Below are 22,214 nucleotides of genomic sequence, written 5' to 3'. Positions count from 1 at the left end.
TGCGTTATTCAGCCGATGCCACAGCATGGTGTTCGACTTGCGCCGTCTGCGCGCGGCGCTGGCCACGGGTGGCCAGCAAACGCAACGCCACATAGAACACCGGCGTCAAAAACAGACCGAAGAAGGTCACGCCGAGCATGCCCGCGAACACCGCCACGCCCATTGCCTGGCGCATCTCCGAGCCGGCACCGCTGGACACCACCAACGGAACCACGCCCATGATGAAAGCGAACGACGTCATCAGGATCGGGCGCAGGCGCAGGCGGCTGGCCTCGATCGCGGCCTCGACCACGGTGCGGCCGTGATGCTCCAGCTCCCGCGCGAACTCCACGATCAGGATCGCGTTCTTGGCCGATAGCCCCACCAGCACGATGAAGCCGATCTGCGTGAAGATGTTGTTGTCGCCTTGCGTCAGCCATACGCCCGTCATGGCGGCGAGCAGGCTGGTCGGCACGATCAGGATCACGGCCAGCGGCAGCGTCAGGCTTTCATACTGGGCGGCCAGCACCAGGAAAACCAGCAGCACGCACAGCGGGAAGATCCACACACCCGCATTGCCAGCCAGGATGTCCTGATAGGTCAGCTCGGTCCATTCGAAGCCGATTCCCTTCGGCAGGGTTTCGGCGGCGATGCGCTCGGCGGCAGCCTGCGCCTGGCCCGACGAAAAGCCCGGCGCCGGGCCGCCATTCAGGTCGGCGGCGGTGAAGCCGTTGTAGCGGATCACGCTGTCCGGGCCAAAGCCCTGCCTGACCTGCACCAGCGACGACAGCGGCACCATCTCGCCGCTGGCGCTGCGCGCCTTCAGCTGCAGGATGTCCTCGGCATGCTGGCGGTACTGCGCATCCGCCTGCACCTTGACCTGATAGGTCCGGCCGAACTTGTTGAAGTCGTTGACGTAGGCGGAACCGAGGTAGGTCTGCAGCGTATCGAACACATCGGTCACCGGCACGCCGAGCTGCTTGGCCTTGGTACGGTCCAGCTGCACATCAAGCTGCGGCACGTTCACCTGGTAGTTGCTGAAGATGCCGGCAAGCTCAGGCGTGGCGCGCGCCTTGGTCATGAACGCGTTGGTGGCGTCGAACAGTGCGTCATAGCCCAGTGCGGCGCGGTCCTCGATCATCAGCTTGAAACCGCCGATCGTGCCCAGGCCCTGAACCGGCGGCGGCGGGAACACGGCAATAAACGCGTCCTGGATCGCGGCATACTTCTTGTTCAGGTCCGCGGCAATGGCCTTGCCCGACAGCTCCTTGCTCTTGCGCATTTCGAACGGGTCCAGCGTGACAAAGACGATGCCGGCGCTCGGACTGTTGGTGAAGCCGTTGATCGACAGGCCCGGGTAGGCAACGGCCGATTCCACGCCCGGATGCTTGAGCGCGATCTCCGACATGCGGCGCATCACGTCCTCGGTGCGGTCCAGCGTGGCGCCGTCCGGCAGCTTGGCAAAGCTGACCAGGTACTGCTTGTCCTGCGCCGGCACAAAGCCCTTCGGCACCAGCTGGAACACGCCCCAGGCGGCCACCAGCATCACCGCGTAGACGCCGAAGACCGAGCCCTTGCGGCGGATCACACCCTTCACGCCACGGCCATAGCTTTCGGAGCTGCGGCCGAAAAAGCGGTTGAAGCGGACGAAGAACTTGCCGAAGACCTTGTCCATGCCACGCGTCAGCCAGTCCTTGGGGGCGTCATGACTCTTCAGCAGCAGGGCCGATAGCGCGGGTGACAGCGTGAGCGAGTTGAAGGCCGAGATGATGGTCGAGATCGAAATCGTCAGCGCGAACTGCTTGTAGAACTGGCCGGTCAGGCCGGTCATGAAGGCCAGCGGCACGAACACGGCGATCAGCGTCAGCGCGATGGCGATGATCGGGCCGCTCACCTCGCGCATGGCCTTGTAGGTGGCGTCCTTCGGCGACAAGCCTTCCTCGATATTGCGCTCGACGTTCTCCACCACCACGATCGCATCGTCCACCACGATGCCGATGGCCAGCACCAGCCCGAACAGCGATAGCGCGTTGATCGAGAAGCCGAACGCATGCATCAGTCCGAAGGTGCCGACGATCGACACCGGCACCGCCAGCAGCGGGATGATCGACGCGCGCCACGTCTGCAGGAACAGGATCACCACCAGCACCACCAGCAAGATCGCCTCGAACAGCGTATGGACCACCGCCTCGATGCTGTGGCGCACGAATTGCGTGGGGTCATAGACGATGCTGTAGGCCACGCCTTCCGGCATGTTCTGCTTTAGCTCGGCCATGGTCTTGCGCACTTCGTTGGAGATATCGATCGCGTTCGCTCCCGGCGACTGGAAGATCAGCAGTGACAGGGCGGACTTGTTGTCGAGCTGCGAACGCAGCGCGTATTCCGACGCGCCCAGTTCGATGCGCGCGATGTCCTTCAGGTACGTGACCACACCGTCGGGCGAACTCTTGACGATGATGTCACCGAACTCTTCCACGGTCTGCAGCCGGCCCTGCGCGTTCACCGACAGCTGCAGGTCGGTGCCCGGCAGCGCCGGCGACTGGCCGAGCACGCCTGCCGCCACCTGCACGTTCTGCTCGCGGATGGCGCGCACTACGTCCGATGCGGCGAGGCCGCGCTCGGCGATCTTCTCCGGATTCAGCCACACGCGCATCGAATAGTCGCCCGCGCCGAACAGCCGCACCTGGCCCACGCCCTGGATCCGCGCGATGCGGTCCTTCACGTTGATCAGCGCGTAGTTGCGCAGGTAGGTCGTGTCGTAGCGGTCGTTGGGCGAGACCAGGTGGACCACCATGGTCAGGTCCGGCGAGCTCTTGACCGTGGTGATGCCCAGCCGGCGCACATCCTCCGGCAGGCGCGGCTCGGCCTGCGAGACGCGGTTCTGCACGAGCTGCTGGGCCTTGTCCGGGTCGGTGCCCAGCTTGAAGGTCACCGTAAGCGTCAGCGTGCCGTCGGTATTGGCCTGCGAGTTCATGTAGAGCATGTCCTCGACGCCATTGATCTGCTCTTCCAGTGGCGTGGCCACGGTCTCGGCGATCACCTTCGGGTTGGCGCCCGGGAACTGCGCGCGCACCACCACTGACGGCGGCACCACTTCCGGGTACTCCGAGACCGGCAATTTGAACATCGAGATGGCGCCAATCAGGAAGATCAGGACCGACAGCACGCCCGCGAAGATCGGGCGGTCGACAAAAAATTTCGAGAAATTCATCTTGGTCTCGGCGAAAGCAGTCCCCGCTGGCGGTCCGCCGGAGCAGACGCCATGTGCAACCTCGGCGGGAAATTCGGATTCGGTCTGTGACGGAGGTCGGGACTCAGCTCACGCTGCCCTTGCCGGCCTTCCCCTCAGCCGCGGCCTGCTTGCGGTCGGTCGTGCTGCCACGCGACTCAAGTTCGCTGCGGTAGGCCATCGCCACCGGCCTCGGGGTCACGGTGTCGCCGGGGCGCACGCGCGACAGGCCGTTCACGACGATGTTCTCGCCCGGTTGCAGGCCCTTGCGGATCACGCGCAGCCCTTCGTACGTCGGCCCCAGTTCGACTTCGCGGTACGCGAGCTTGCCGCCCTTGTCCACCAGCAGCACGAACTTCTTGCCCTGGTCGGTACCGATGGCGCGGTCGTTGACCAGCGCGGCGGGATACGGCGAGCCGCCCCCGAGCCTGACCTTCGCATACAGCCCTGGCAGCAGGCGGCGGTCCTCGTTGTCGAAGACCGCGCGCACGCGGATCGTGCCGCTGCGCGTGTCGAGCCGGTTGTCGATCGAATGGATCCGGCCCTGGTGCGGATTGCCATCCTCGTTGGCCAGCCCCAGTAACACCGGCAGGTCGCCCTTGCCACCACCGGCGCTCGGCGCCGTGTAGCGCAGGTAGCTCTGCTCGTCGACATCGAAGCTCGCGTACACCGGCGAGACCGATACCACCGTGGTCAGCGGCGGCGATGCCGCGCCGGCCGCCACGAGGTTGCCCACCGTGATCTCGGCGCGCGACGCCCGGCCTGTGACCGGCGCAACGATGCGCGTGTAGCCCAGGTTCAGCTTCGCCACCTCCAGCGCCGCCTGCGCGCCGCGGACGTCGGCCGACATCTCGCTGGCCGCGTTGATGCGCTCGTCGAACTCGCGCCGCGAGATCGCGCTATCGTCGAGCAGGCGTTGCGCGCGCGCCTTTTCGGTCTGCGCATGCGACGCCCGTACCTGCGCCGCAGCCAGCGCCGCCTCGGCGCGCGCCACTTCGGCCGCATAGGGGCGCGGATCGATCGTGAACAGCGGGTCGCCCTTCGTCACCATCGAGCCATCGCGGAAATGCACCGTTTCGATCGTGCCGGACACACGGGGACGGATCTCCACACGGTCCACGGCCTCGATGCGGCCCGAGAATTCATCCCATTCGGTGATGGTCTGGCCCACCACTGCCGCCACTTCCACAGCCGGTGCCGGCGGCGGCGTGGTGGCCTGCGCTTCCCCGCCGTGCCAGGGACGCAGCACGGAGGCTGCCACACCGGCCCCCAGCATTGCCACGAGGGCAGCGGCGAGCAGCGTTTGTCGAGACTTGCGATTCATCGTTCTTCACTCCATGCATCTTTGAGACTCTTGAGTCGATGCGCCCTTACCTCAATCCAGCCTCAAAACTGGAGGTCGCTGGTGCGCTGGTGGCCATAAAAGCTCCGATCGCCATTTCAGCGTACGGAACATGCAGTTCCCGACTCTTGACCCAGGCAGCGCACCCTTGGCATATCGGCGGCACCCGAACGGACCATAACTACGATTCTATTAGTCGTAGTTATGAAGCGCAAGCAGTTTTTGATGGTGCAACGCTGCCCACCTGCATGTGCAGCAGTGGGATCTTGTCGCTGGGCTGGCCCCTCAGGCAGGCGTAGCCTGACGTGCGGTGCGTGCTTCTGTCAGGAAGCGATGAATCTGTGCGACCACGGCCGCGCCCTCGCCGACCGCCGACGCGACGCGCTTGGTGGAACCCGAACGTACGTCGCCGGTCGCGAACACGCCTTGCACGCTTGTCTGCAGCGGCAGGGCTTGCGGCGGCGCATCGGCGACGTCGGGGCCAGTCAGCACGAAGCCCTTGTCATCGAGCGATACCCCGCAGGTCCGCAGCCACCCCGTGTTCGGCTCGGCCCCGATGAACACGAACAGGTGATGGGTCGTCATGCTGCCCTCGGCGCCTCCTGCGCCACGATAATGCACCCGTTCAAGTTGCGTCTTGCCTTCCAGCGCGCGGAGCTCGATGCGCGTATGCAAAGTCAGGTTCGGCAGCGACTTGATGCGTTCCACGAGATAGCGCGACATGCTGTCGTCCAGCGTCGTGCCCCGGATGAACATGTGCACATGTTCGGCGTGCAATGAAAGGAAGACGGCCGCCTGTCCCGCCGAATTGCCGCCCCCGATCAGCAGAACGGGCTCGTTCCGGCACAACCTGGCCTCGAGCGGCGTTGCCCAGTAATAGACGCCGCCACCCTCGAAGCGCGCCAGGCCGTCCACCGCCGGACGTCGATACTCGGCGCCCGAGGCGATCACCACGGTGCGCGAGCAGATGCGTTGACCGTCGGCAAGCTCGACGACAAGCGGCTGCTTGTCGCAATACAGAGCCTTGACTTCGCACGGGATACCGATATGGGCGCCGAATTTCTGCGCCTGGACGAAAGCGCGGCTCGCCAGCTCGTGCCCCGTGATGCCGGTCGGGAATCCGAGGTAGTTCTCGATACGCGCGCTCGAGCCCGCCTGCCCACCCGGCGCACGACAGTCGAACACAACCACGGACAAGCCTTCGGATGCTGCATAGACAGCGGTCGCCAGTCCGGCGGGCCCGGCGCCGATGATTGCCACATCGTAGACGTGGCTCGGCTTGAATTCCGGCACCAGTCCCAGGCACGATGCAAGCTGCCCCACATCCGGATTCCGCAAGGTAGTGCCGTTGGGACAGACTACCAGCGGAAAGTCGTCAGGCTGGGGCGTCAGGTGCTCGAGCAGTGCAATGGCATCCACATCGGCTTCGGCGTCGAGGGCCATGTATGGAAAGCCATTGCGCCGCAGGAAATCCTGTAGCGCCAGCAGGCGCGGATTGCCGGCAGCGCCGACGATCACGAGCCCGCGCCCACGCTCGACCGCCAGCGCACGCCGCAGGATCAGCGCGCGCATGATTTTCTCGCCGATATCGGCTTCCCGAATGATCAGTGCGCTGAGGTCATCCGGTCGCAGCAGCAACGCGTCAACATCTTCATCGACGTGCGCATCCACCACGGCCGGCTTGCTCGATAGTTGCGTGATATCCGAAGTAAATTCGCCGTGCTGCGTATAGATGTGGATGATCCGCTTTTCACGCAGGCCTTCGGGAGCAACGATGCGGACCTTCCCCGAGAGGATGACGAATACACCGGGACACGTATTGCCAACCCGGTACAGATATTCCCCGCGAGCGTAGTGGCAGACGCTGGCGAAGCGCCGCACCCGTTCGATTTCCGCTTCCGTCAGGACCGGGAACATCTGCTGATAACGAGGGTGTTCCCGCACGCTGGAGTCCTCGGCATCGCCGCTGGCGTACTGCTCCCCGCCCGGCACTTCCCGGGCATGCATGTCGCCTTCCGCATTCGATTCGATGCTCATCGCTAATCCCCCTGCTTGGCACTGCCACGATCACTATAGGTGAGGTGGCTGCAAGCATGGGACGGTTCCGGCGGCTGCCGCCGGGACCTCGGGGGCCGCGCATCGATGAAGAGCAGAGCACTGTCGTTCACAGCTTGCCATGTACCGTTGGCGACACTGCACAGCCTGTGAGTTCCTGGCGGCCCTGACCGCGGGGCTGGCACAGGAAGCACCTCATGAGGCGGATCGAAAGAAATCTTCAGCGCTTGGTACCGCTACCGGCCCGCAGCACCATAGCGCAACGCGAACTGCCAGCCCAGCTCGGCCAGCGGCACGGCCTTCCGGCCCGTCTCCATGGCATCGGCCGCGGCCGCGTTGCCCTGGCGGGCGCGCTGGCCGATGCCGTGCATGATCGCCGCGAGCCGGAAGAAGTTGTAGGCCAGGTAGAAGTCCCAGTGTTCGAGCGCGTGCGTGCCGTTGCTCTCGCCATACCAGCGCAGGTAGGCCTGCTCGTTGGGAATGCCGAGCGCCTGCAGGTCCAGTCCGCCGATGCCGCGCCACAGGTCGGCCGGGATATGCCAGCTCATGCAGTGGTAGGCCAGGTCCGCCAGCGGGTCGCCCAGCGTGGACAGCTCCCAGTCCAGCACGCCCAGCACGCGCGGCTCGGTCGGGTGGAACACCAGGTTGTCCATGCGGTAGTCGCCGTGCACGAGGCAGGTCCGGTCGGCATCGGGAACGTGGTGCGGCAGCCATTCGGCCAGCGCCGCCAGTGCCGGGTTGCCGTCCATGCCGGCATCGCGGCACTGGGCGGACCAGCGTGCGAGCTGGCGCGCCACGTAGCCGCCGGTGCGCCCGTAATCCTGCAGGCCGGCGGCGCGGTAGTCCACCCGGTGCAGCGCGCCGATCACGCGGTTCATCTCGCGGTAGTGGGCGGCGCGCCGCCCGCGTGCCACACCGGGCAGCGACTGGTCGTAGATGACGCGGCCCTGCAGGAAGTCCATCACGTAGAACGCGCTGCCCACGACGGCGAGGTCTTCGCTGTACAGGTGGACCCGCGGCACCGGCACGTCGCTGTCGCGCAGCGCCTGCATGACGCGGAACTCACGGTCGATGGCATGCGCCGATGACAGCAGCTGTCCCGGCGGCCTGGTGCGCAGCACGTACTGCTGCGCACCGCACGCGATCCGGTAGGTCGGGTTGGACTGGCCGCCCGCCAGGCGCTCCAGCGTCAGCCGGGGCTGCGCGATCAGGCCTTCGCGGTGCAGCAGCGCCGCCAGCGCGGCGTTGTCGAATCCCGTGCCGCCTGCGTCGGGCGGCGCCGCTTGGGCTGCTTGCATCGATTCGTTCTCCGTGTGGCCTTCGTTGTCGGCTTGCCGCGCGGCTCAGGCAGCCTTGACCATGTCCTCGACCACCTTCTTGGCGTCGCCGAACACCATCATGGTCTTGTCCATGTAGAACAGCTCGTTGTCCAGGCCGGCGTAGCCCGCCGCCATCGAGCGCTTGTTGACGATGATGGTCTTGGCCTTGTACGCCTCCAGGATCGGCATCCCGGCGATCGGCGACTTGGGATCGGTCTTGGCCGCCGGGTTGACCACGTCGTTGGCGCCCAGCACCAGCACCACGTCGGCCTGGCCGAACTCGCTGTTGATGTCTTCCATCTCGAAGACCTGGTCGTACGGCACCTCGGCCTCGGCCAGCAGCACGTTCATGTGGCCGGGCATGCGGCCCGCCACCGGGTGGATCGCGTACTTCACGGTCACGCCCTTCTCGGTGAGCAGTTCGGTCAGTTCCTTCAGGGCATGCTGCGCGCGCGCCACGGCCAGGCCGTAGCCGGGGACGATGATCACGGTCTCGGCGTTGCCCATCAGGAAGGCGGCATCGTCGGCCGAGCCGGACTTCACGTTGCGCTGCGCCTGCGCGCCGGCGGACGCGCCAGCCGACGCATCGCCGCCGAAGCCGCCCAGGATCACGTTGAAGAACGAGCGGTTCATCGCGCGGCACATGATGTACGAGAGGATGGCACCGCTTGAGCCCACCAGCGAGCCGGCGATGATCAGCATCGGGTTGTTCAGCGAGAAGCCGATGCCCGCCGCCGCCCAGCCCGAGTACGAGTTCAGCATCGACACCACCACCGGCATGTCGGCGCCACCGATCGGGATGATGATCAGCACGCCCAGCACGAACGCGATCGCCAGCATGATCAGGAACGGCAGCCAGTCCTGCGACATGAAGAAGATCACGCCGAAGCCGACCATCGCCACCGCCAGCAGCAGGTTCAGCCAGTGCTGGCCGGGGAACACCACCGGCGCGCCCTGGAACACGCGGAACTTGTAGCGCCCGGCCAGCTTGCCGAAGGCGATCACCGAACCGGAGAAGGTGATGGCGCCGACAAAGCAGCCGATGAACAGCTCGATCCGGTTGCCCAGCGGAATATCGTTCGAACCGACCGGCGCGATGCCGAATGCCGCAGGCTCCGCTACCGCGGCCACCGCGATGAACACCGCCGCGAGACCGATCAGCGAGTGCATCGCCGCGACCAGCTCGGGCATCCTGGTCATCTGCACCTTGCGCGCCACGTAGGCGCCGATGCCGCCGCCGACCACCAGCGCCGCCAGGATCAATGCCAGCCCGCTGCCGGTGTTGCCGGCCTCGCCCGCGCCCGCCAGCACCTCGTTCTTCAGCTTCAGGATCAGCGCCACCGTGGTCAGCGCGGCCACCAGCATGCCCGCCATGCCGAAGGCATTGCCGCGCCGTGCCGTGGTCGGGTGCGACAGCCCCTTCAGCGCCTGGATAAAGCAGACCGATGCCCCCAGGTAGGACAGCGTCACCAGATTCATCGACAGGCCGTTCATCGCGCCACCTCCGCCAGCTTCCCGCCCGTCTGCGCGCTGTCCTGCGGCTGTAGCTTTGGTGCCTTCTTGCGGAACATCTCCAGCATGCGCTGCGTGGCCAGGAAGCCGCCGAACACATTGACCGCCGCCAGCGCCACCGCCAGCGTGCCCATGGCCCGGCCGACATTGCCTTCGGTCAGTCCTGCGGCCAGCATCGCGCCGACGATGATGATGGCCGAGATCGCATTGGTCACCGCCATCAGCGGCGTATGCAGCGCGGGCGTGACGGTCCAGACCACGTGGTAGCCCACGTAGATCGCCAGGACAAAGATGATCAGGTTGATCACCGTGTGGCTAACCATTTCCATTGAGGTCTCCTTTGAATCAGCCGGCCAGCGCCGCTTCCTTGCGTCCCGCCACCAGGCAGGCGGCGACGATGTCGTCTTCGAGGTTGAGCGTGAACTGGCCATCCTTGTCGACGACAAGCTTGAGGAAATCCAGCACGTTGCGCGCATAGAGCGCCGAGGCGTCGGCCGCCACCATGCTGGCCAGGTTGGTATGGCCGATGAGGGTGACGCCATGGCGCTCGACCACTTCGTCGGCCACCGTCAGCGGGCAGTTGCCGCCCTGCGCGGCGGCCAGGTCGACCACCACCGAGCCCGGCTTCATCTGCTGCACGGTCGCTTCCTGCAGCAGCACCGGCGCCTTGCGGCCCGGGATCAGCGCGGTGGTGATGACGATGTCGGCCTGGATCGCGCGCTGGTGCACCAGCTCGGCCTGGCGCTTCATCCAGTCCGGCGGCATCGGCCGCGCATAGCCGCCCACGCCCTGCGCGATCTCGCGCTCTTCGTCGGTCAGGAACGGCACGTCGAGGAACTTGCCGCCGAGCGATTCGATCTGCTCCTTGACCGCGGGGCGCACGTCGGACGCTTCGATCACCGCGCCCAGGCGCTTGGCGGTCGCGATCGCCTGCAGGCCGGCGACGCCGGCGCCCAGGATCAGCACCCGCGCGGCCTTGACGGTGCCGGCGGCGGTCATCAGCATCGGCATGAAGCGCTGGTAATGGTGCGCGGCCACCAGCACGGCCTTGTAGCCGGCGATGTTGGCCTGCGACGACAGCACGTCCATGCTCTGCGCGCGCGTGGTGCGCGGCGCGGCCTCGAGTGCGAACGCGATCACGCTGGCTGCCGCCATGCGCGCGTTGTTCTCGGCATCGAAGGGATTGAGCATGCCCACCAGTACGGCCCCCGGCTTCATCTGTGCCAGTTCCGCGTCGTCGGGCGCGCGCACCTTGAGCACCAGCTGTGCCCCCAGCGCTTCGGCAGCGGTGCCGATGGTGGCACCGGCCGCTTCATACGCGCCGTCGGGCTGGCTGGCGCGAACGCCGGCGCCGGCCTGCACGATGACCTTGTGGCCCTGCGCCACGTACTTCTTTACGGTCTCCGGCGTCGCGGCAACACGCGCCTCCCCCGCCCGCGACTCAGTCGGGATCCCTATCAGCATCTTCATTCTCCGGATTGGCGCCGCATGGCGGCGCCGGTCTGTGGCGTTGCGGCTCAGCGCGGCACTTCGCCTTCCAGCGTGACGCGGTTCAAGACACGTTCGGCATTGCCGTAGTCGTGCACCGCGTAGTGCATGGTGCAGCGGTTGTCCCACATCAGCACATCGCCCTGCTGCCACATATGGCGGTAGACGTTGTCGGGCGAGACCGAATGCTCGTAGAGGAAGTCGAGCAGTGGCCGGCTCTCCGCCTCGGTCATGCCCTCGATGCACTGCGCGGTATCGGGATGGCCGACGTACAGCGCCTTGCGGCCGGTTTCCGGGTGAGTGCGCACGATCGGATGCACGGCGGCGGGAACCTTGTCGGAGCCGGTCATTTTGGCCAGCCGCGCGCCGGAGAAGCGGCAGCGCAGCCCTTCGATCATGCGCTGCATCGCCGGCGACAGCCGCTCGTAGGACACGTACTGGTTGCACCACATGGTGTCGCCGCCAACCGGGATGGTGACCGCCGACAGGATCGAGATCTTGGGCGGCACCTCGGTGTAGATCGAGTCCGAATGCCAGGCCTCGGTCGACGCGGTCTCCTTGGGAATCTTGGTCACCTGGGCCAGCTCCGGGAACTCTGTCAGGCCCTTGAGCAGCGGGTTGCCCTGCACCGGCTTGCCCCAGCGCCGCGCGAAGGCGACCTGCGCCGCGGGCTGCAGGTGCTGGCCGCGGAATACCAGCACACCGTATTCCAGGAATGCGCGGTGCAGGATGTCGAAGCTGGCATCGTCGAGCGGCTGGTTCAGGTCGACGCCGGTCACGGCGGCACCAACGGAACCGGTCAGCGGCTGGATCTGGATGGTCATCATGTCTCCTCGTCTTTTCTGTGGAATCAGTCTGCAAGCAGCACAATCTTGCCCACGTGCTGCTCTTGCTTCATGTAGGCATGCGCGGCGGCTATATCGGTCATGGCAAAGGTGCGATCGATTGGCAGCCGCACACGCCCCGCGCGCAGGAACGGCAGCATGTCGCGCGCGCAGGCCTGGATGCATTCCAGCCGCTCCTGTTCGGTGCGGGTGCGGAAGGTCACGCCGATCAGCTGCAGGCGCTTGAGCCAGAGCTGCGTCAGGTCGATCTGCGCGGTCGCGGAACCCAGCCGCGCGATGTTCACCAGCCGGCCCTTGACCGCCAGGCTTTGCATATTGGCTTCGAACAGCGGGCCGCCGACCGTGTCGATGATGATGTCGACACCCTTGTCGCCGGTGGCCGCCATGACCGCCGCGACCTGGTCGTCGCGCGAGGCATCGATGCCCACGTCCACGCCGAACTGGCTGATCTTGTCGAGCTTGGCCGCCGAGCGCGACGACGCGATCACGGGGCGCGCGCCCATCAGCGAGGCGATCTGGATCGCCGCCATCGCCACGCCACCCGAGGCGCCGTTGACCAGCACCGATTCGCCCGCCACCAGCCGGCCGTTGGTGACCAGCGCATCATGCGCGGTGATAAAGACATTGGGAAACGCCGCGGCATCGATCCACGACAGCCCGTCCGGCACCGGCATCAGCGCCAGCGGCTCGGCCACCACGTACTCGGCCTGGCAGCCGCGGCCATGACCCATCACGCGGTCGCCCTTGCGCCAGCCGCTGACGCCCGCGCCAACGTCGGCCACCTCGCCGGCAAACTCGACGCCGGCGGTGATGGTATTGCCCGAGCGCAATTCCTTCGCCTGGTTGATCTCGCCCCGGTTCAGGCCGGCGGCGCGCACCCTGACCAGCACCTGCCCCGCCGCCGCCACCGGCACCGGGATATCCTGCACTTCGACCTTGCCGCCCTCCGGGCCCGGCACTACGCGGACTGCCTTCACTGTTGTCTCCTTTCCCGATTGATCCCTGTGCTGCCCTATGCACTGCCTTATGCGCTACCAAGCGCCGTCGCCCTGATCAGCGACAGCAGTTCCAGTGCGCGCTCGGCGGCTGCTTCACCGCCGGGGTGGTTGCCGCGCACGAACGGCACGCGGCTGTCCTCGATCGCGGCCAGCGCATGCAGCGGCCGTTCCGCCGCCACCGCCAGCCGGCGGAATTCATTGACGGTCAGCAGGTAGCTGTGGAACACGTCCGCCTGCGGCGGCGTGGTGCCGAGCTTGTGCAGCAGCGCGTTGAGCCAGTGCGTGCCGGCCAGCATCGCGCCTTCGATCAGCATCTCGTAGTCGGCGCTGGTGCACTTCTGCAGCGATGCCTCGATGCCGCGCGCCATCGCCATGTGGCGTTCAATATCCATCCCTTGCTCCTTCCAGTCGCGCCGCCAGCAGCGCCAGGCAGCGGCGCAGCGCCGCATCGCAGACTTCGGCAATGGCCGGGGTGGGTTCAAGGCCCTCGCGCAGGCAGGGATCGCGGTAATGCTCGATCTCCTCCATCGCCGCCATCATCGCCGCGATGTCGGCAGGCACCGGTGCCTCGACCTTCGGCCGGCCCACATGGAGCACGTCGCCCAGCGGACCGAACGCCGGCCTGAGGCTGCCATCGGGCTGCGGCACCAGGTAGACGCCTGGCTGCGTGGGAAACCTGTCGTCGTCCTGCGTGACGCCCGCGTGGTGCAGCGCCGCGTTCACGGCATGGGTGCCCGCGGTCATGCCTGCCCAGAACCAGAGGCCGAAATCCTGCTGCGGATCGAGCCGCGCACGCAGCGCCTGCAGCCGCCCGATCTTCTCCTGGTGTGACCGAACCTTCATGCCTGTCTTCTCCAGTGGGTTCGCGGTGTCGATAAACCGGCGCCGACACCGCCGCCGTTGTCATGACGATAGACAGCAGAGATGCCGGTGTCAACAAACTTCTATATAGGACTTCCATGGATAGAGTAGTGGTTTCCTCGTAGAACCCGCAATTTTTCTTGACCATACGCCGGCCGGTTCCCTACAGTTGGCCTCAACATCTATACAGGAGTTGATCAAATGCCGCGAGCCATCGTACTGAACCCGGCCGACAACGTGGCCACCCTGCTGGGCACCGGCAATGCCGGCGAGGCCTGCGTGCTGGAAGGCGAGCGCGCCGGCACGCTGGTGCTGCTGCAGGACGTGCCGTTCGGCCACAAGATCTGCATTGCCGACACGGCGGCGGGCGCCACCATCGTGAAATACGGCCAGGTCATCGGCCGCGCCAGCCGCGCGGTGCGCGCCGGCGAACACATGCATGTCCACAACATCGAGTCGGCGCGTGCCCGCGGCGACCTGCACAAGGGGTAAAGCAGATGACAACAACCTTCCTCGGATACCCGCGCGAGAACGGCGCGGTCGGCGTGCGCAACTGGGTCGCGGTGGTTTCCGTGATGGACAACTGCAACCCGGTGACCCGGACCATCGCGCGCACCGTGGGCGGCTGCATCCCGGTGACGACGCTGTTCGTGCGCGGGCAGTTCGGCGCCGACCTGGACTTCGCCTTCGAGTCGCTCGCCGGGCTGGGCCGCAATCCGAATATCGCGGCAGTGCTGCTGGTCGGCCTGGAAGAGTCGTCGACCGAGGAAGTGGCACGCCGCATCCGCAGCACCGGCAAGCCGGTCGAACGCGTGCACCTGCAGCCCGACGGCACGGTCGCATGCATTGCCGACGGCACGCGCAAGGCCGCGCGGCTGTCGCTGGCGGCGTCGAGGGCGCGGCGCGTGCCGTGCCCGGTGTCGTCCCTGGTGATCGGCGTGGAGTGCGGCGGCTCGGACACCACCTCCGGGCTCAGCTGCAATCCCGTGATCGGCCGCATGGCGGACATGGTCGTGGCGGAGGGCGGCACCGTGATCATCTCCGAGACCTCCGAGTTCATCGGCGCCGAGCACCTGTTTGCCGAGCGCGCCACCGATGGCCGCGTGCGCGAGGCCTTCGTCACCGCGGTGCGCAACATGGAAAACCTGGCGATCTCGCGCGGCGTGGACATGCGCGAGGACCAGCCCTCGCCCGACAACAAGCGCGGCGGCCTGACCACGGTCGAGGAAAAGGCGCTGGGCGCGATGGCCAAGGCCGGCACCAGCCCGCTGGTGGGCGTGCTGCGCTACGGCGAGGCACCGCAGAAGAAGGGCTTGCATTTCATGGACGCACCGGCCGCGGCAGTGGAAAATCTCACTGCGCTGGCTGCCGGCGGATGCCAGCTGACCTTCTTCGGCACGGGGGTGGGCAATCCGATCGGCAGCATGGTGGCACCGACGGTCAAGGTGTGCGGCAACGTCAATACCCTGCACACCATGGCCGACAACATTGACTTCGACGTCAGCGGCGTCCTGCAGCACGGGGACAAGATCCCTGACCTCGGCGAGCAGCTGTACGGCTATGCGATCGATGTCGCATCCGGCACGCGGCTGACCAGCGAGGTGCTCGATATCCGGGAGACCGCGATCAGTCGATTCGCCCTGAGCCTTTGAACGACCATGACCAAACTTAGCAGCGTCTCCGACGCCATCATCCGCTCCATCGAGTCCGGCGCCCTGCGCGAAGGCGACCGGCTGCCCTCCGAGGGCGAGCTGGCCACCTTCCACGGGGTCAGCGTGGGCACGGTGCAGAAGGCGCTGGCGCGGCTGACGCACTCGGGGCTGATCACGCGCGAGCAGGGCCGCGGCACCTTTGTCTCGGGCACCCGGGTGGCGCCGGCCGACGTGCGCTACCTGCGCTTTCGCGACGAGCAGGGCAACGAGCTGCCGTCCTATGTGCACGCCCGCTCGGTCAAGCGCGTCAAGCGCCAGGGTCCCTGGTCGGAATTCCTCGGCGGCGATGGCTGCGTGCGCATCGAGCGCGTCATCAGCGTGGGCGGGCGCCTGGACCTGTACAGCGAGTTCTGGATGCGCGACGAAGACTTCGCCCAGCTCGGCGGCCTGGACCGCGAGGCGCTGGAGAAGAACCTGCGCGAGCTGATCGGCCAGCGCCTGTCGCTGCCGACGCTGCGCGTGGACCAGTGGATCCGCTTCGGGCCGGCCCCCGCCACGGCGGCGCGCGAGATCGGGCTGGAACCCGACGCGCCGGCCTTCATCATGGAGCTGCGCGGCTACACGCTGCGCGACCAGCCGCTCTACTACCAGTCGGTCTATGCCGCCCCGTTCTCGGAGCGCCTGATGATTGTCAGGGAGAAGTCAACATGACGAGCCGTACCATCCGTCGCACTGCAGACCAGCTCACGCACTGGACCGCGGCCATCTTCGAAGCGTGCGGCGTGGCGTCCGGCCATGCGCACGAGGCCGCCGCCGGGCTGGTGCGCAGCGAGCTGCGCGGCTACAGGACCCATGGCCTGACCCGGGTGCCGTCCTACGTCGAGCGCCTGCGCGCGGGCGACTTCAACCCGCGTCCGCGGATGTCGCATCGCGCCTTCCCGGGCGGGATCGTGCTCGATGCCGATGGCGCCATGGGCCAGGTTGCGGCGCCGCACGCGGTGCGGCTGGGCCTGCAGGCGCTCGAGCACAGCGCCAGCGTGCTGGTCGCGGTGCAGTCGTGCGGCCACCTGGGCGCGCTGGGCCTGCCGGCCCTGCAGGCCGCCGAGACCGGCGCCTTCTGCATGGTCGGCCAGCGCACTCCGCCGATGCTGGGCATGGAAGGCTTTGCCCGCCCGGCGCTGGGCCACAACCCCATCGCTTTCGGCTGCCCGCTGCCGGGCGCGGCGCCGATCGTGTTCGACGTGGCCTGCAGCGTCGCCGCGCGCGGCCATATCCTGCTGGCCGCGCGCGCAGGCAAACCCATCCCGGAAGGCTGGGCGCTCGATGCCGACGGCCAGCCCACCACCGATGCCAGGCGCGCGCTGGAGGGCTCGCTGCTGCCCATGGGCGGGCACAAGGGCATCGGCATCGCCATGATGGTGGAATGCCTGGCCGGCGCCATGGCCGCCACCGCCGACTCGCTGTCGCCGGAGCGCAATACCGTCTCCGGTGCCGGCGCGGTCGGCCGCCAGGGCGGCTTTGTCTGGCTGGTCAAACCCGAGGCCTTCGCCGGCCAGCAGCTCTTTGCCGACTACATGGCGCAATGGACCGGCAACTACCTTGCCGCCGGCGGTGCCGACGCGCGCCTACCCGGCCATCGCGGCGACCTGCTCGAGCGCGAAGGGCGCCAGCACGGCATTGCCTTGCCCGATGCCTTAGCGCGGGAGCTGGACACGCTCGGCCAGGCGCTGGGCATCCCCCTGCCCGGGTAACCGGTTTTCTTTTCCGTCTTGCCGAAGATCCGGGTGCCATGCGCACACCGGCTGGCCCCCCTTCAACCCTGCTTGCCTGAAAAACCGCCACTATGAATGCCCCCATGCCCCCCGATGCGGCCCGCCAGGCCCTGGCCGCTGTGTCGATCGATGACAAGTACGCGCTGGAGTCCGGCCGTGCCTATATGAGCGGCGTACAGGCGCTGGTGCGCCTGCCGCTGCTGCAGCGCCGGCGCGATGCCGCGGCCGGCCACAACACCGCCGGCTTTATCTCCGGCTATCGCGGCTCGCCGCTGGGCACCTATGACCAGGCGCTGTGGCAGGCGCGCGCGCACCTGGCCGCCAGCAACGTGGTGTTCAAGCCCGGCGTCAATGAAGAACTCGGCGTCACGGCGGTGTGGGGCTCGCAGCAACTGGAGTTCGATGCCGCCAGCAGGAAGTTCGATGGCGTGTTCGGCATCTGGTACGGCAAGGGTCCCGGCGTGGACCGCAGCGGCGACGCGCTCAAGCACGCCAACCTGGCCGGCACCGCGCCGCTGGGCGGCGTGATCGCGCTGGCTGGCGACGACCACGTGTCCAAGAGCAGCACGCTGGCGCACCAGAGCGACCACACCTTCATGGCGTGCGGGCTGCCGGTGTTCTTCCCGGCGAACGTGCAGGACATCCTCGACCTGGGCGTGCATGCCTTTGCGATGAGCCGCTTCAGCGGGCTGTGGTCGGGCATGAAGACGGTGCAGGAAGTGGTGGAATCGGGCGCCTCGGTGGTCACCGACGCCGACCGCGTGCGCATCGTGCTGCCGGAGGATTTCACGCAGCCCGCCGGCGGCCTGCATATCCGCTGGCCCGACGACCCGCTCGCGGCCGAGGCGCGCATGATGGAGTTCAAGTGGCCGGCGGCGCTGGCCTACGTGCGCGCCAACCGCCTCAACCGCAATGTGATCGAGGGTCCCGATGACCGGCTGGGCATCATTGCCAGCGGCAAGGCCTACAGCGACACACGCCAGGCGCTGCTGGACCTGGGGCTGGACGATGCCGCCTGCCGCGCCCTCGGCATCCGCCTGCACAAGGTCAGCGTGGTGTGGCCACTGGAGCCGGACAGCGTGCGCGACTTCGCGCGCGGCCTGCGCGAGGTGCTGGTGGTCGAGGAAAAACGGCCTGTGATCGAGCAGCAGCTCAAGGACGAGCTCTACCACTACCCGCCCGCGGCGCGCCCCGCCGTGTTCGGCAAGTACCACCACAGCGACGGCAATGGCGGCGAGTGGAGCCACCGCAAGCCCGCCGAAGACTGGCTGCTGCGCGCCAAGGCCGACCTGTCGCCGGCGCTGGTGGCCAAGGCCATCGCGCTGCGGCTGAAGGCACTGGGCGTGCCGGCCGACATGGCCGCGCGCATGGACCAGCGCCTGCAGGAGATCGCCGCCGCCGAACGCGCCACCGCGCAGGGCGACAGCCGCGCCACCGACCGCCTGCCCTGGTTCTGCCCCGGCTGCCCGCACAACACCAGCACGCGCGTGCCGGAGGGCTCGGTGGCGACCGCCGGCATCGGCTGCCACGGCATGGTGGTGTGGATGGACCGGTCCACCACCTCGTGGTCGCAGATGGGCGGCGAAGGCGTGCACTGGATGGGCCAGGCGCCCTTCAGCAAGCGCGCGCACATGTTCGCCAACCTGGGCGATGGCACCTACAACCACTCTGGCCTGCTGGCGGTGCGCCAGTCGATCCACGCCGGTGTGAACCTGACCTACAAGATCCTGTTCAACAGCGCGGTGGCCATGACCGGCGGCCAGCCGGTCGACGGCCAGCTCGACGTGCCGGCAATGACGCGCGAACTGGCCGCCGAGGGCGCGCGCCAGATCGTGGTGGTGACGGACGAGCCGGGCAAGTACAAGGGTGTCGGCAACCTCGCGGCGGGCGTCACCGTGCGCCACCGCGACGAGCTGGACACCGTGCAGCGCGAGCTGCGCGAGGTCGCCGGCGTGACCGTGATCATCTACGACCAGGCCTGCGCCACCAAGAAGCGCCGCGAGCGCAAGCGCGGCACCATGGCCGATCCGGCCCGGCGCGTGGTCATCAACGAGCTGGTGTGCGAAGGCTGCGGCGACTGCTCGGTGCAGAGCAACTGCCTGGCCGTGCAGCCGGTGGAAACCGATTTCGGGCGCAAGCGCAAGGTCAACCAGGACACCTGCAACAAGGACTTCTCCTGCACCAAGGGCTTCTGCCCGAGCTTTGTCACGGTCGAAGGCGGCCAGCTGAAGAAGCCCGCGAAGCCGGCCGGCGGCAAGGCCACGCCGCCGGCGATCCCGATGCCCGCGCTGCCGGATGCCGGCAAGCCGCAGCGCATCGTGGTGGCCGGCATCGGCGGCACCGGCATCGTCACCATCGGCGGCGTGCTCGGCATGGCTGCGCACCTGGAAGGCAAGGGCGTGATCACGCAGGACGCGACCGGCATGGCGCAGATGGGCGGCGCCACCTGGAGCCATATCCAGATCGCCGCCAGCCCCGACGCGCTGCACGCCAGCCGTGTCGACCTGGGCATGGCCGACCTGGTGATCGCCTGCGACACCGTGGTCGCGGCCGGCAAGGCGTCGCTGGCGGCGATGTCGGCACGGACCTATGTGGTGCTGAACAGCCACCTGACCCCCACCGCGGCATTCGTGCGCAACCCCGACTGGGATCCGCAGGCCGGCGAGGCGGTGGCGCGTATCGCGCGCGCCGTCGGCGAAGGGCAGCTGGCCAGCTTCGACGCCGAGCAGGTCGCGAAGCAGCTGCTGGGCCAGTCGATCTTCGCCAACCTGCTGCTGCTCGGCTATGCCTGGCAGCAGGGCAAGGTGCCGCTGTCGCACGCGGCGCTGATGCGGGCCATCGAGCTCAACGGCGTGCAGGTGGAAAGCAACAAGGCGGCGTTCGAATGGGGGCGCCTGGGCGCGCACGATATGCCTGCTCTGCAGTCGTACCTGCCGTCGCAGCCGGACGGCTCGCAGGTGATCCAGTTCGTGCGCAAGGTGCCGCTGGCGGAACTGGCGGACAAGTACGCCGGGTTCCTGGCCGGCTACCAGAACCGGGCCTATGCGGCGCAATACGAGTCGTTCATCAGTCGCGTCAGCGCAGCGGAATCGGTCGTCGGCGGCACCCGCCTCAGCGAAGCCGTGGCCCGCTCGCTGTTCAAGCTGATGGCCTATAAAGACGAATATGAGGTGGCGCGCCTGCACACCGGCGCCGCCTTCCGCGAGCAGATCGCGTCGATGTTCGAAGGCAAGGTCCGCCTGGTGCACCACCTCGCGCCGCCGCTGCTGGCGCGCAGGAACCAGGACGGCGAGCCGGTCAAGGGGGCTTACGGCCCATGGATGCGCAACGCCTTCGGCGTGCTGGCCCGCCTCAAGGGCCTGCGCGGCACGCCGTTCGATCCCTTCGGCTACACGCAGGAACGCAGGCAGGAACGCGCGCTAATTGGCGAGTACCGCCGCAGCATCGAAGCCTTGCTGCCGGCACTTTCCGCGTACAACCTCGAACTGGCACTGGAGATCGCGCGGCTGCCGCAGGAGATCCGCGGCTACGGCCACGTCAAGGCGCGCAACCTGGCCGCCACCCGCATCCGCTGGGAGCGGTTGATGGCGCAGTGGCACGCGGGCGGCACGCAGGTTCCGGCGCGGACCAGCGCGGCGGCATAGGCAAGCTCAAACAGCATCCACCACAGACTGAAGACAACGAACGGGTCCCGGCCGCCGCTGCTGCCGCGGGTCCCGCCACAGAGACAGCGAGGAGACAGAGATGATGAAGACCGTACTGAACCGCTTTGGCCGCGCCCTGGGTGCGATCGCGCTTGCCACCTCATTTGGCGCCCCATTTGCCGCCTGCGCCACCGGTGCGCTGGCGCAGGGCGGATATCCCAACCGCCCGATCCGCATCATCGTGCCCTGGCCCGCGGGCGGCGGTGTCGACGCCGTCACGCGCACGGTGGCCGAGAAGATGAGCGCCAGCCTGGGCCAGCAGGTGATCGTCGACAACCGCCCCGGCGCCACCGGCAATATCGGCGCCGGCATGGGCGCGAAGGCGGCACCCGACGGCTACACGCTGCTGGTCGCCAGCGCGCCGATGGCGATCAATGCCAGCCTGCACAAGAACCTGCCGTTCGACCTGGGCAAGGACTTCGCGCCGCTGGGCCTGATGGCGAGCTCGCCCTACATGCTGGTGGTCAACCCGTCGGTGGCCGGTTCCGTCAAGGAACTGGTGGCGCGCGCCAGGGCCGAGCCCGGCAAGCTGAGCTATGCTTCGGTCGGGCCGGGCACGCAGCAGAACGTGGTCAGCGAAGTGTTCAAGGAAAACGCCCAGATCAACGTCGTGCACGCTCCCTACAAGGGTGGCCCGCAGGCGCTGACCGACATGGTGGGCGGGCATATCCACATGATGTTCCACGGCGTGCCGGCGGTGATGCCATTCGTCAAGGGCGGCCAGCTCAAGGCCATTGCCGTGGCAAGCAAGCAGCGCCTGCCGCTGTTCCCTGACGTGCCGACCATGGCGGAGTCCGGCTTCCCCGGCATCGAGGCCAGCGAATGGTATGGCCTGGTGGCCCCTGCCGGCACGCCCAAGGAAATCGTCGCGCTGCTCGGCAAGGAAATCGACAAGGCGCTCAACGCCCCCGGCGTGCGCCAGCAACTGGCCAGCAAGGGCTATGACCCGGCCGCGCCGGGCACGCCGGACCAGTTCGCGTCCTTCATGGCGGCCGAGCAGAAGAAGTGGGCGCTGGCGATCAAGCAGACCGGGTTCCGCCTGGAGTAAGCGGCCACCGTCGCCCGCTCGCATTCCCCATCCTGCCTGCCTCCGCAATCGGTACGACGCTTCCGGCGCCGTACCGATTGGGGCTTTCCCGAGGGTTTCGCTGTCGCTATTTCGCTGTGCGGAATTGTCAGCCGGTTTCCTTGACGATGCCGCGAAGCCTGTGCAAAAGTCGGTGAAAACGAACGATCGTGCGGGAATAATCCCGACACCTCGTCACCGGGCTTTCGCTGCCGCCGATGGCACAGCGGTGCCCGGCAAGCCGGGCGGCCACGTTGCCGCATCGCACAGGAGACAGCCCATGCAGTATCCGCACCCCGCGTCCGCGCATCCGCCCCGTGACCGTCACGGCGCGATCCCCGCCACGCCGGCCGGCACACGCCAGCCAGGCGCCGGCGCCCGCTGTCAGGCCC

General features: G+C 67.5%; 17 protein-coding genes. 6 read left to right on the top strand and 11 right to left on the bottom strand.

Features of this window, described 5'->3' with window-relative positions; all coding sequences use genetic code 11:
- Positions 1–4 precede the first annotated feature (4 nt).
- From AC5WJ1_RS24325 to AC5WJ1_RS24275, 11 genes are all read right to left on the bottom strand, one after another.
- A complete protein-coding gene (locus tag AC5WJ1_RS24325; protein ID WP_494476605.1) occupies positions 5–3,190 on the bottom strand; it encodes an efflux RND transporter permease subunit in 3,186 nt (1,061 codons plus the stop codon).
- A 103-nt stretch (positions 3,191–3,293) separates the two neighbouring features.
- On the bottom strand, positions 3,294–4,532 hold the full coding sequence (locus AC5WJ1_RS24320; protein ID WP_494476604.1) for an efflux RND transporter periplasmic adaptor subunit: 1,239 nt from the start codon (positions 4,530–4,532) through the stop codon (positions 3,294–3,296).
- 303 nt (positions 4,533–4,835) lie between these two features.
- Complete coding sequence (locus AC5WJ1_RS24315) at positions 4,836–6,587, bottom strand: FAD-dependent oxidoreductase (protein WP_135703091.1); 1,752 nt, start codon at positions 6,585–6,587, stop codon at positions 4,836–4,838.
- A gap of 254 nt (positions 6,588–6,841) precedes the next feature.
- Positions 6,842–7,903: a phosphotransferase gene (locus tag AC5WJ1_RS24310; RefSeq protein WP_434034449.1), complete on the bottom strand. Its 1,062-nt coding sequence runs from the start codon at positions 7,901–7,903 to the stop codon at positions 6,842–6,844.
- A gap of 45 nt (positions 7,904–7,948) precedes the next feature.
- Positions 7,949–9,418, bottom strand: coding sequence for an NAD(P)(+) transhydrogenase (Re/Si-specific) subunit beta (locus AC5WJ1_RS24305; protein ID WP_135703093.1), 1,470 nt, complete (start codon positions 9,416–9,418; stop codon positions 7,949–7,951).
- Complete coding sequence (locus AC5WJ1_RS24300; RefSeq protein WP_434033084.1) at positions 9,415–9,765, bottom strand: NAD(P) transhydrogenase subunit alpha part 2; 351 nt, start codon at positions 9,763–9,765, stop codon at positions 9,415–9,417. Before AC5WJ1_RS24300 ends, AC5WJ1_RS24305 begins: the two co-directional genes overlap by 4 nt.
- Before the next feature lie 16 nt (positions 9,766–9,781).
- Positions 9,782–10,900, bottom strand: a complete 1,119-nt coding sequence (locus AC5WJ1_RS24295; protein WP_133095774.1) for a Re/Si-specific NAD(P)(+) transhydrogenase subunit alpha — start codon at positions 10,898–10,900, stop codon at positions 9,782–9,784.
- Between the two features lie 53 nt (positions 10,901–10,953).
- Positions 10,954–11,748, bottom strand: a complete 795-nt coding sequence (locus AC5WJ1_RS24290) for a TauD/TfdA dioxygenase family protein (protein ID WP_135703965.1) — start codon at positions 11,746–11,748, stop codon at positions 10,954–10,956.
- A 26-nt stretch (positions 11,749–11,774) separates the two neighbouring features.
- Positions 11,775–12,746, bottom strand: a complete 972-nt coding sequence (locus AC5WJ1_RS24285) for a zinc-binding dehydrogenase (protein ID WP_135703095.1) — start codon at positions 12,744–12,746, stop codon at positions 11,775–11,777.
- Positions 12,747–12,793: 47 nt separating this feature from the next.
- Complete coding sequence (locus AC5WJ1_RS24280; RefSeq protein WP_135703096.1) at positions 12,794–13,159, bottom strand: hypothetical protein; 366 nt, start codon at positions 13,157–13,159, stop codon at positions 12,794–12,796.
- Positions 13,149–13,610, bottom strand: coding sequence for a hypothetical protein (locus AC5WJ1_RS24275; protein ID WP_133095777.1), 462 nt, complete (start codon positions 13,608–13,610; stop codon positions 13,149–13,151). Before AC5WJ1_RS24275 ends, AC5WJ1_RS24280 begins: the two co-directional genes overlap by 11 nt.
- 219 nt (positions 13,611–13,829) lie before the next feature.
- Between AC5WJ1_RS24275 and AC5WJ1_RS24270 the strand changes: the two genes are divergently transcribed.
- The 6 genes from AC5WJ1_RS24270 (at position 13,830) to AC5WJ1_RS24245 (ending at position 21,804) form a co-directional block, all read left to right on the top strand.
- Positions 13,830–14,120 (top strand): UxaA family hydrolase, encoded by a 291-nt coding sequence (locus AC5WJ1_RS24270; RefSeq protein WP_133095778.1) that lies wholly within the window; start codon positions 13,830–13,832, stop codon positions 14,118–14,120.
- A 5-nt stretch (positions 14,121–14,125) separates the two neighbouring features.
- Positions 14,126–15,280 carry a UxaA family hydrolase gene (locus AC5WJ1_RS24265; RefSeq protein ID WP_135703097.1) on the top strand — a complete coding sequence of 385 codons (1,155 nt, stop codon included), beginning with the start codon at positions 14,126–14,128 and terminating at the stop codon, positions 15,278–15,280.
- Positions 15,281–15,286: 6 nt separating this feature from the next.
- Positions 15,287–15,991 carry a GntR family transcriptional regulator gene (locus tag AC5WJ1_RS24260; protein WP_133095780.1) on the top strand — a complete coding sequence of 235 codons (705 nt, stop codon included), beginning with the start codon at positions 15,287–15,289 and terminating at the stop codon, positions 15,989–15,991.
- A complete protein-coding gene (locus AC5WJ1_RS24255) occupies positions 15,988–17,031 on the top strand; it encodes an Ldh family oxidoreductase (protein WP_135703098.1) in 1,044 nt (347 codons plus the stop codon). The genes AC5WJ1_RS24260 and AC5WJ1_RS24255 overlap by 4 nt, the downstream gene beginning before the upstream one ends.
- Before the next feature lie 92 nt (positions 17,032–17,123).
- Positions 17,124–20,696 carry an indolepyruvate ferredoxin oxidoreductase family protein gene (locus tag AC5WJ1_RS24250; protein WP_135703099.1) on the top strand — a complete coding sequence of 1,191 codons (3,573 nt, stop codon included), beginning with the start codon at positions 17,124–17,126 and terminating at the stop codon, positions 20,694–20,696.
- A 103-nt stretch (positions 20,697–20,799) separates the two neighbouring features.
- Positions 20,800–21,804 (top strand): tripartite tricarboxylate transporter substrate binding protein, encoded by a 1,005-nt coding sequence (locus tag AC5WJ1_RS24245; RefSeq protein ID WP_135703966.1) that lies wholly within the window; start codon positions 20,800–20,802, stop codon positions 21,802–21,804.
- The last annotated feature ends 410 nt before the right edge of the window (positions 21,805–22,214 follow it).

It is taken from the genome of Cupriavidus sp. MEYA8 (assembly GCF_059278825.1).
Note: the sequence above shows the minus strand (reverse complement) of the source record. Positions and strands in the feature narration are given on the sequence as shown.

Coding starts and splice junctions, on each gene's coding strand:
- AC5WJ1_RS24290 (WP_135703965.1), bottom strand. CDS start 11,748: ATGACCATCCAGATCCAGCCGCTGACCGGTTCCGTTGGTGCCGCCGTG.
- AC5WJ1_RS24315 (WP_135703091.1), bottom strand. CDS start 6,587: ATGAGCATCGAATCGAATGCGGAAGGCGACATGCATGCCCGGGAAGTG.
- AC5WJ1_RS24320 (WP_494476604.1), bottom strand. CDS start 4,532: ATGAATCGCAAGTCTCGACAAACGCTGCTCGCCGCTGCCCTCGTGGCA.
- AC5WJ1_RS24250 (WP_135703099.1), top strand. CDS start 17,124: ATGAATGCCCCCATGCCCCCCGATGCGGCCCGCCAGGCCCTGGCCGCT.
- AC5WJ1_RS24300 (WP_434033084.1), bottom strand. CDS start 9,765: ATGGAAATGGTTAGCCACACGGTGATCAACCTGATCATCTTTGTCCTG.
- AC5WJ1_RS24305 (WP_135703093.1), bottom strand. CDS start 9,418: ATGAACGGCCTGTCGATGAATCTGGTGACGCTGTCCTACCTGGGGGCA.
- AC5WJ1_RS24255 (WP_135703098.1), top strand. CDS start 15,988: ATGACGAGCCGTACCATCCGTCGCACTGCAGACCAGCTCACGCACTGG.
- AC5WJ1_RS24310 (WP_434034449.1), bottom strand. CDS start 7,903: ATGCAAGCAGCCCAAGCGGCGCCGCCCGACGCAGGCGGCACGGGATTC.
- AC5WJ1_RS24270 (WP_133095778.1), top strand. CDS start 13,830: ATGCCGCGAGCCATCGTACTGAACCCGGCCGACAACGTGGCCACCCTG.
- AC5WJ1_RS24275 (WP_133095777.1), bottom strand. CDS start 13,610: ATGAAGGTTCGGTCACACCAGGAGAAGATCGGGCGGCTGCAGGCGCTG.
- AC5WJ1_RS24325 (WP_494476605.1), bottom strand. CDS start 3,190: ATGAATTTCTCGAAATTTTTTGTCGACCGCCCGATCTTCGCGGGCGTG.
- AC5WJ1_RS24280 (WP_135703096.1), bottom strand. CDS start 13,159: ATGGATATTGAACGCCACATGGCGATGGCGCGCGGCATCGAGGCATCG.
- AC5WJ1_RS24260 (WP_133095780.1), top strand. CDS start 15,287: ATGACCAAACTTAGCAGCGTCTCCGACGCCATCATCCGCTCCATCGAG.
- AC5WJ1_RS24245 (WP_135703966.1), top strand. CDS start 20,800: ATGAAGACCGTACTGAACCGCTTTGGCCGCGCCCTGGGTGCGATCGCG.
- AC5WJ1_RS24295 (WP_133095774.1), bottom strand. CDS start 10,900: ATGCTGATAGGGATCCCGACTGAGTCGCGGGCGGGGGAGGCGCGTGTT.
- AC5WJ1_RS24265 (WP_135703097.1), top strand. CDS start 14,126: ATGACAACAACCTTCCTCGGATACCCGCGCGAGAACGGCGCGGTCGGC.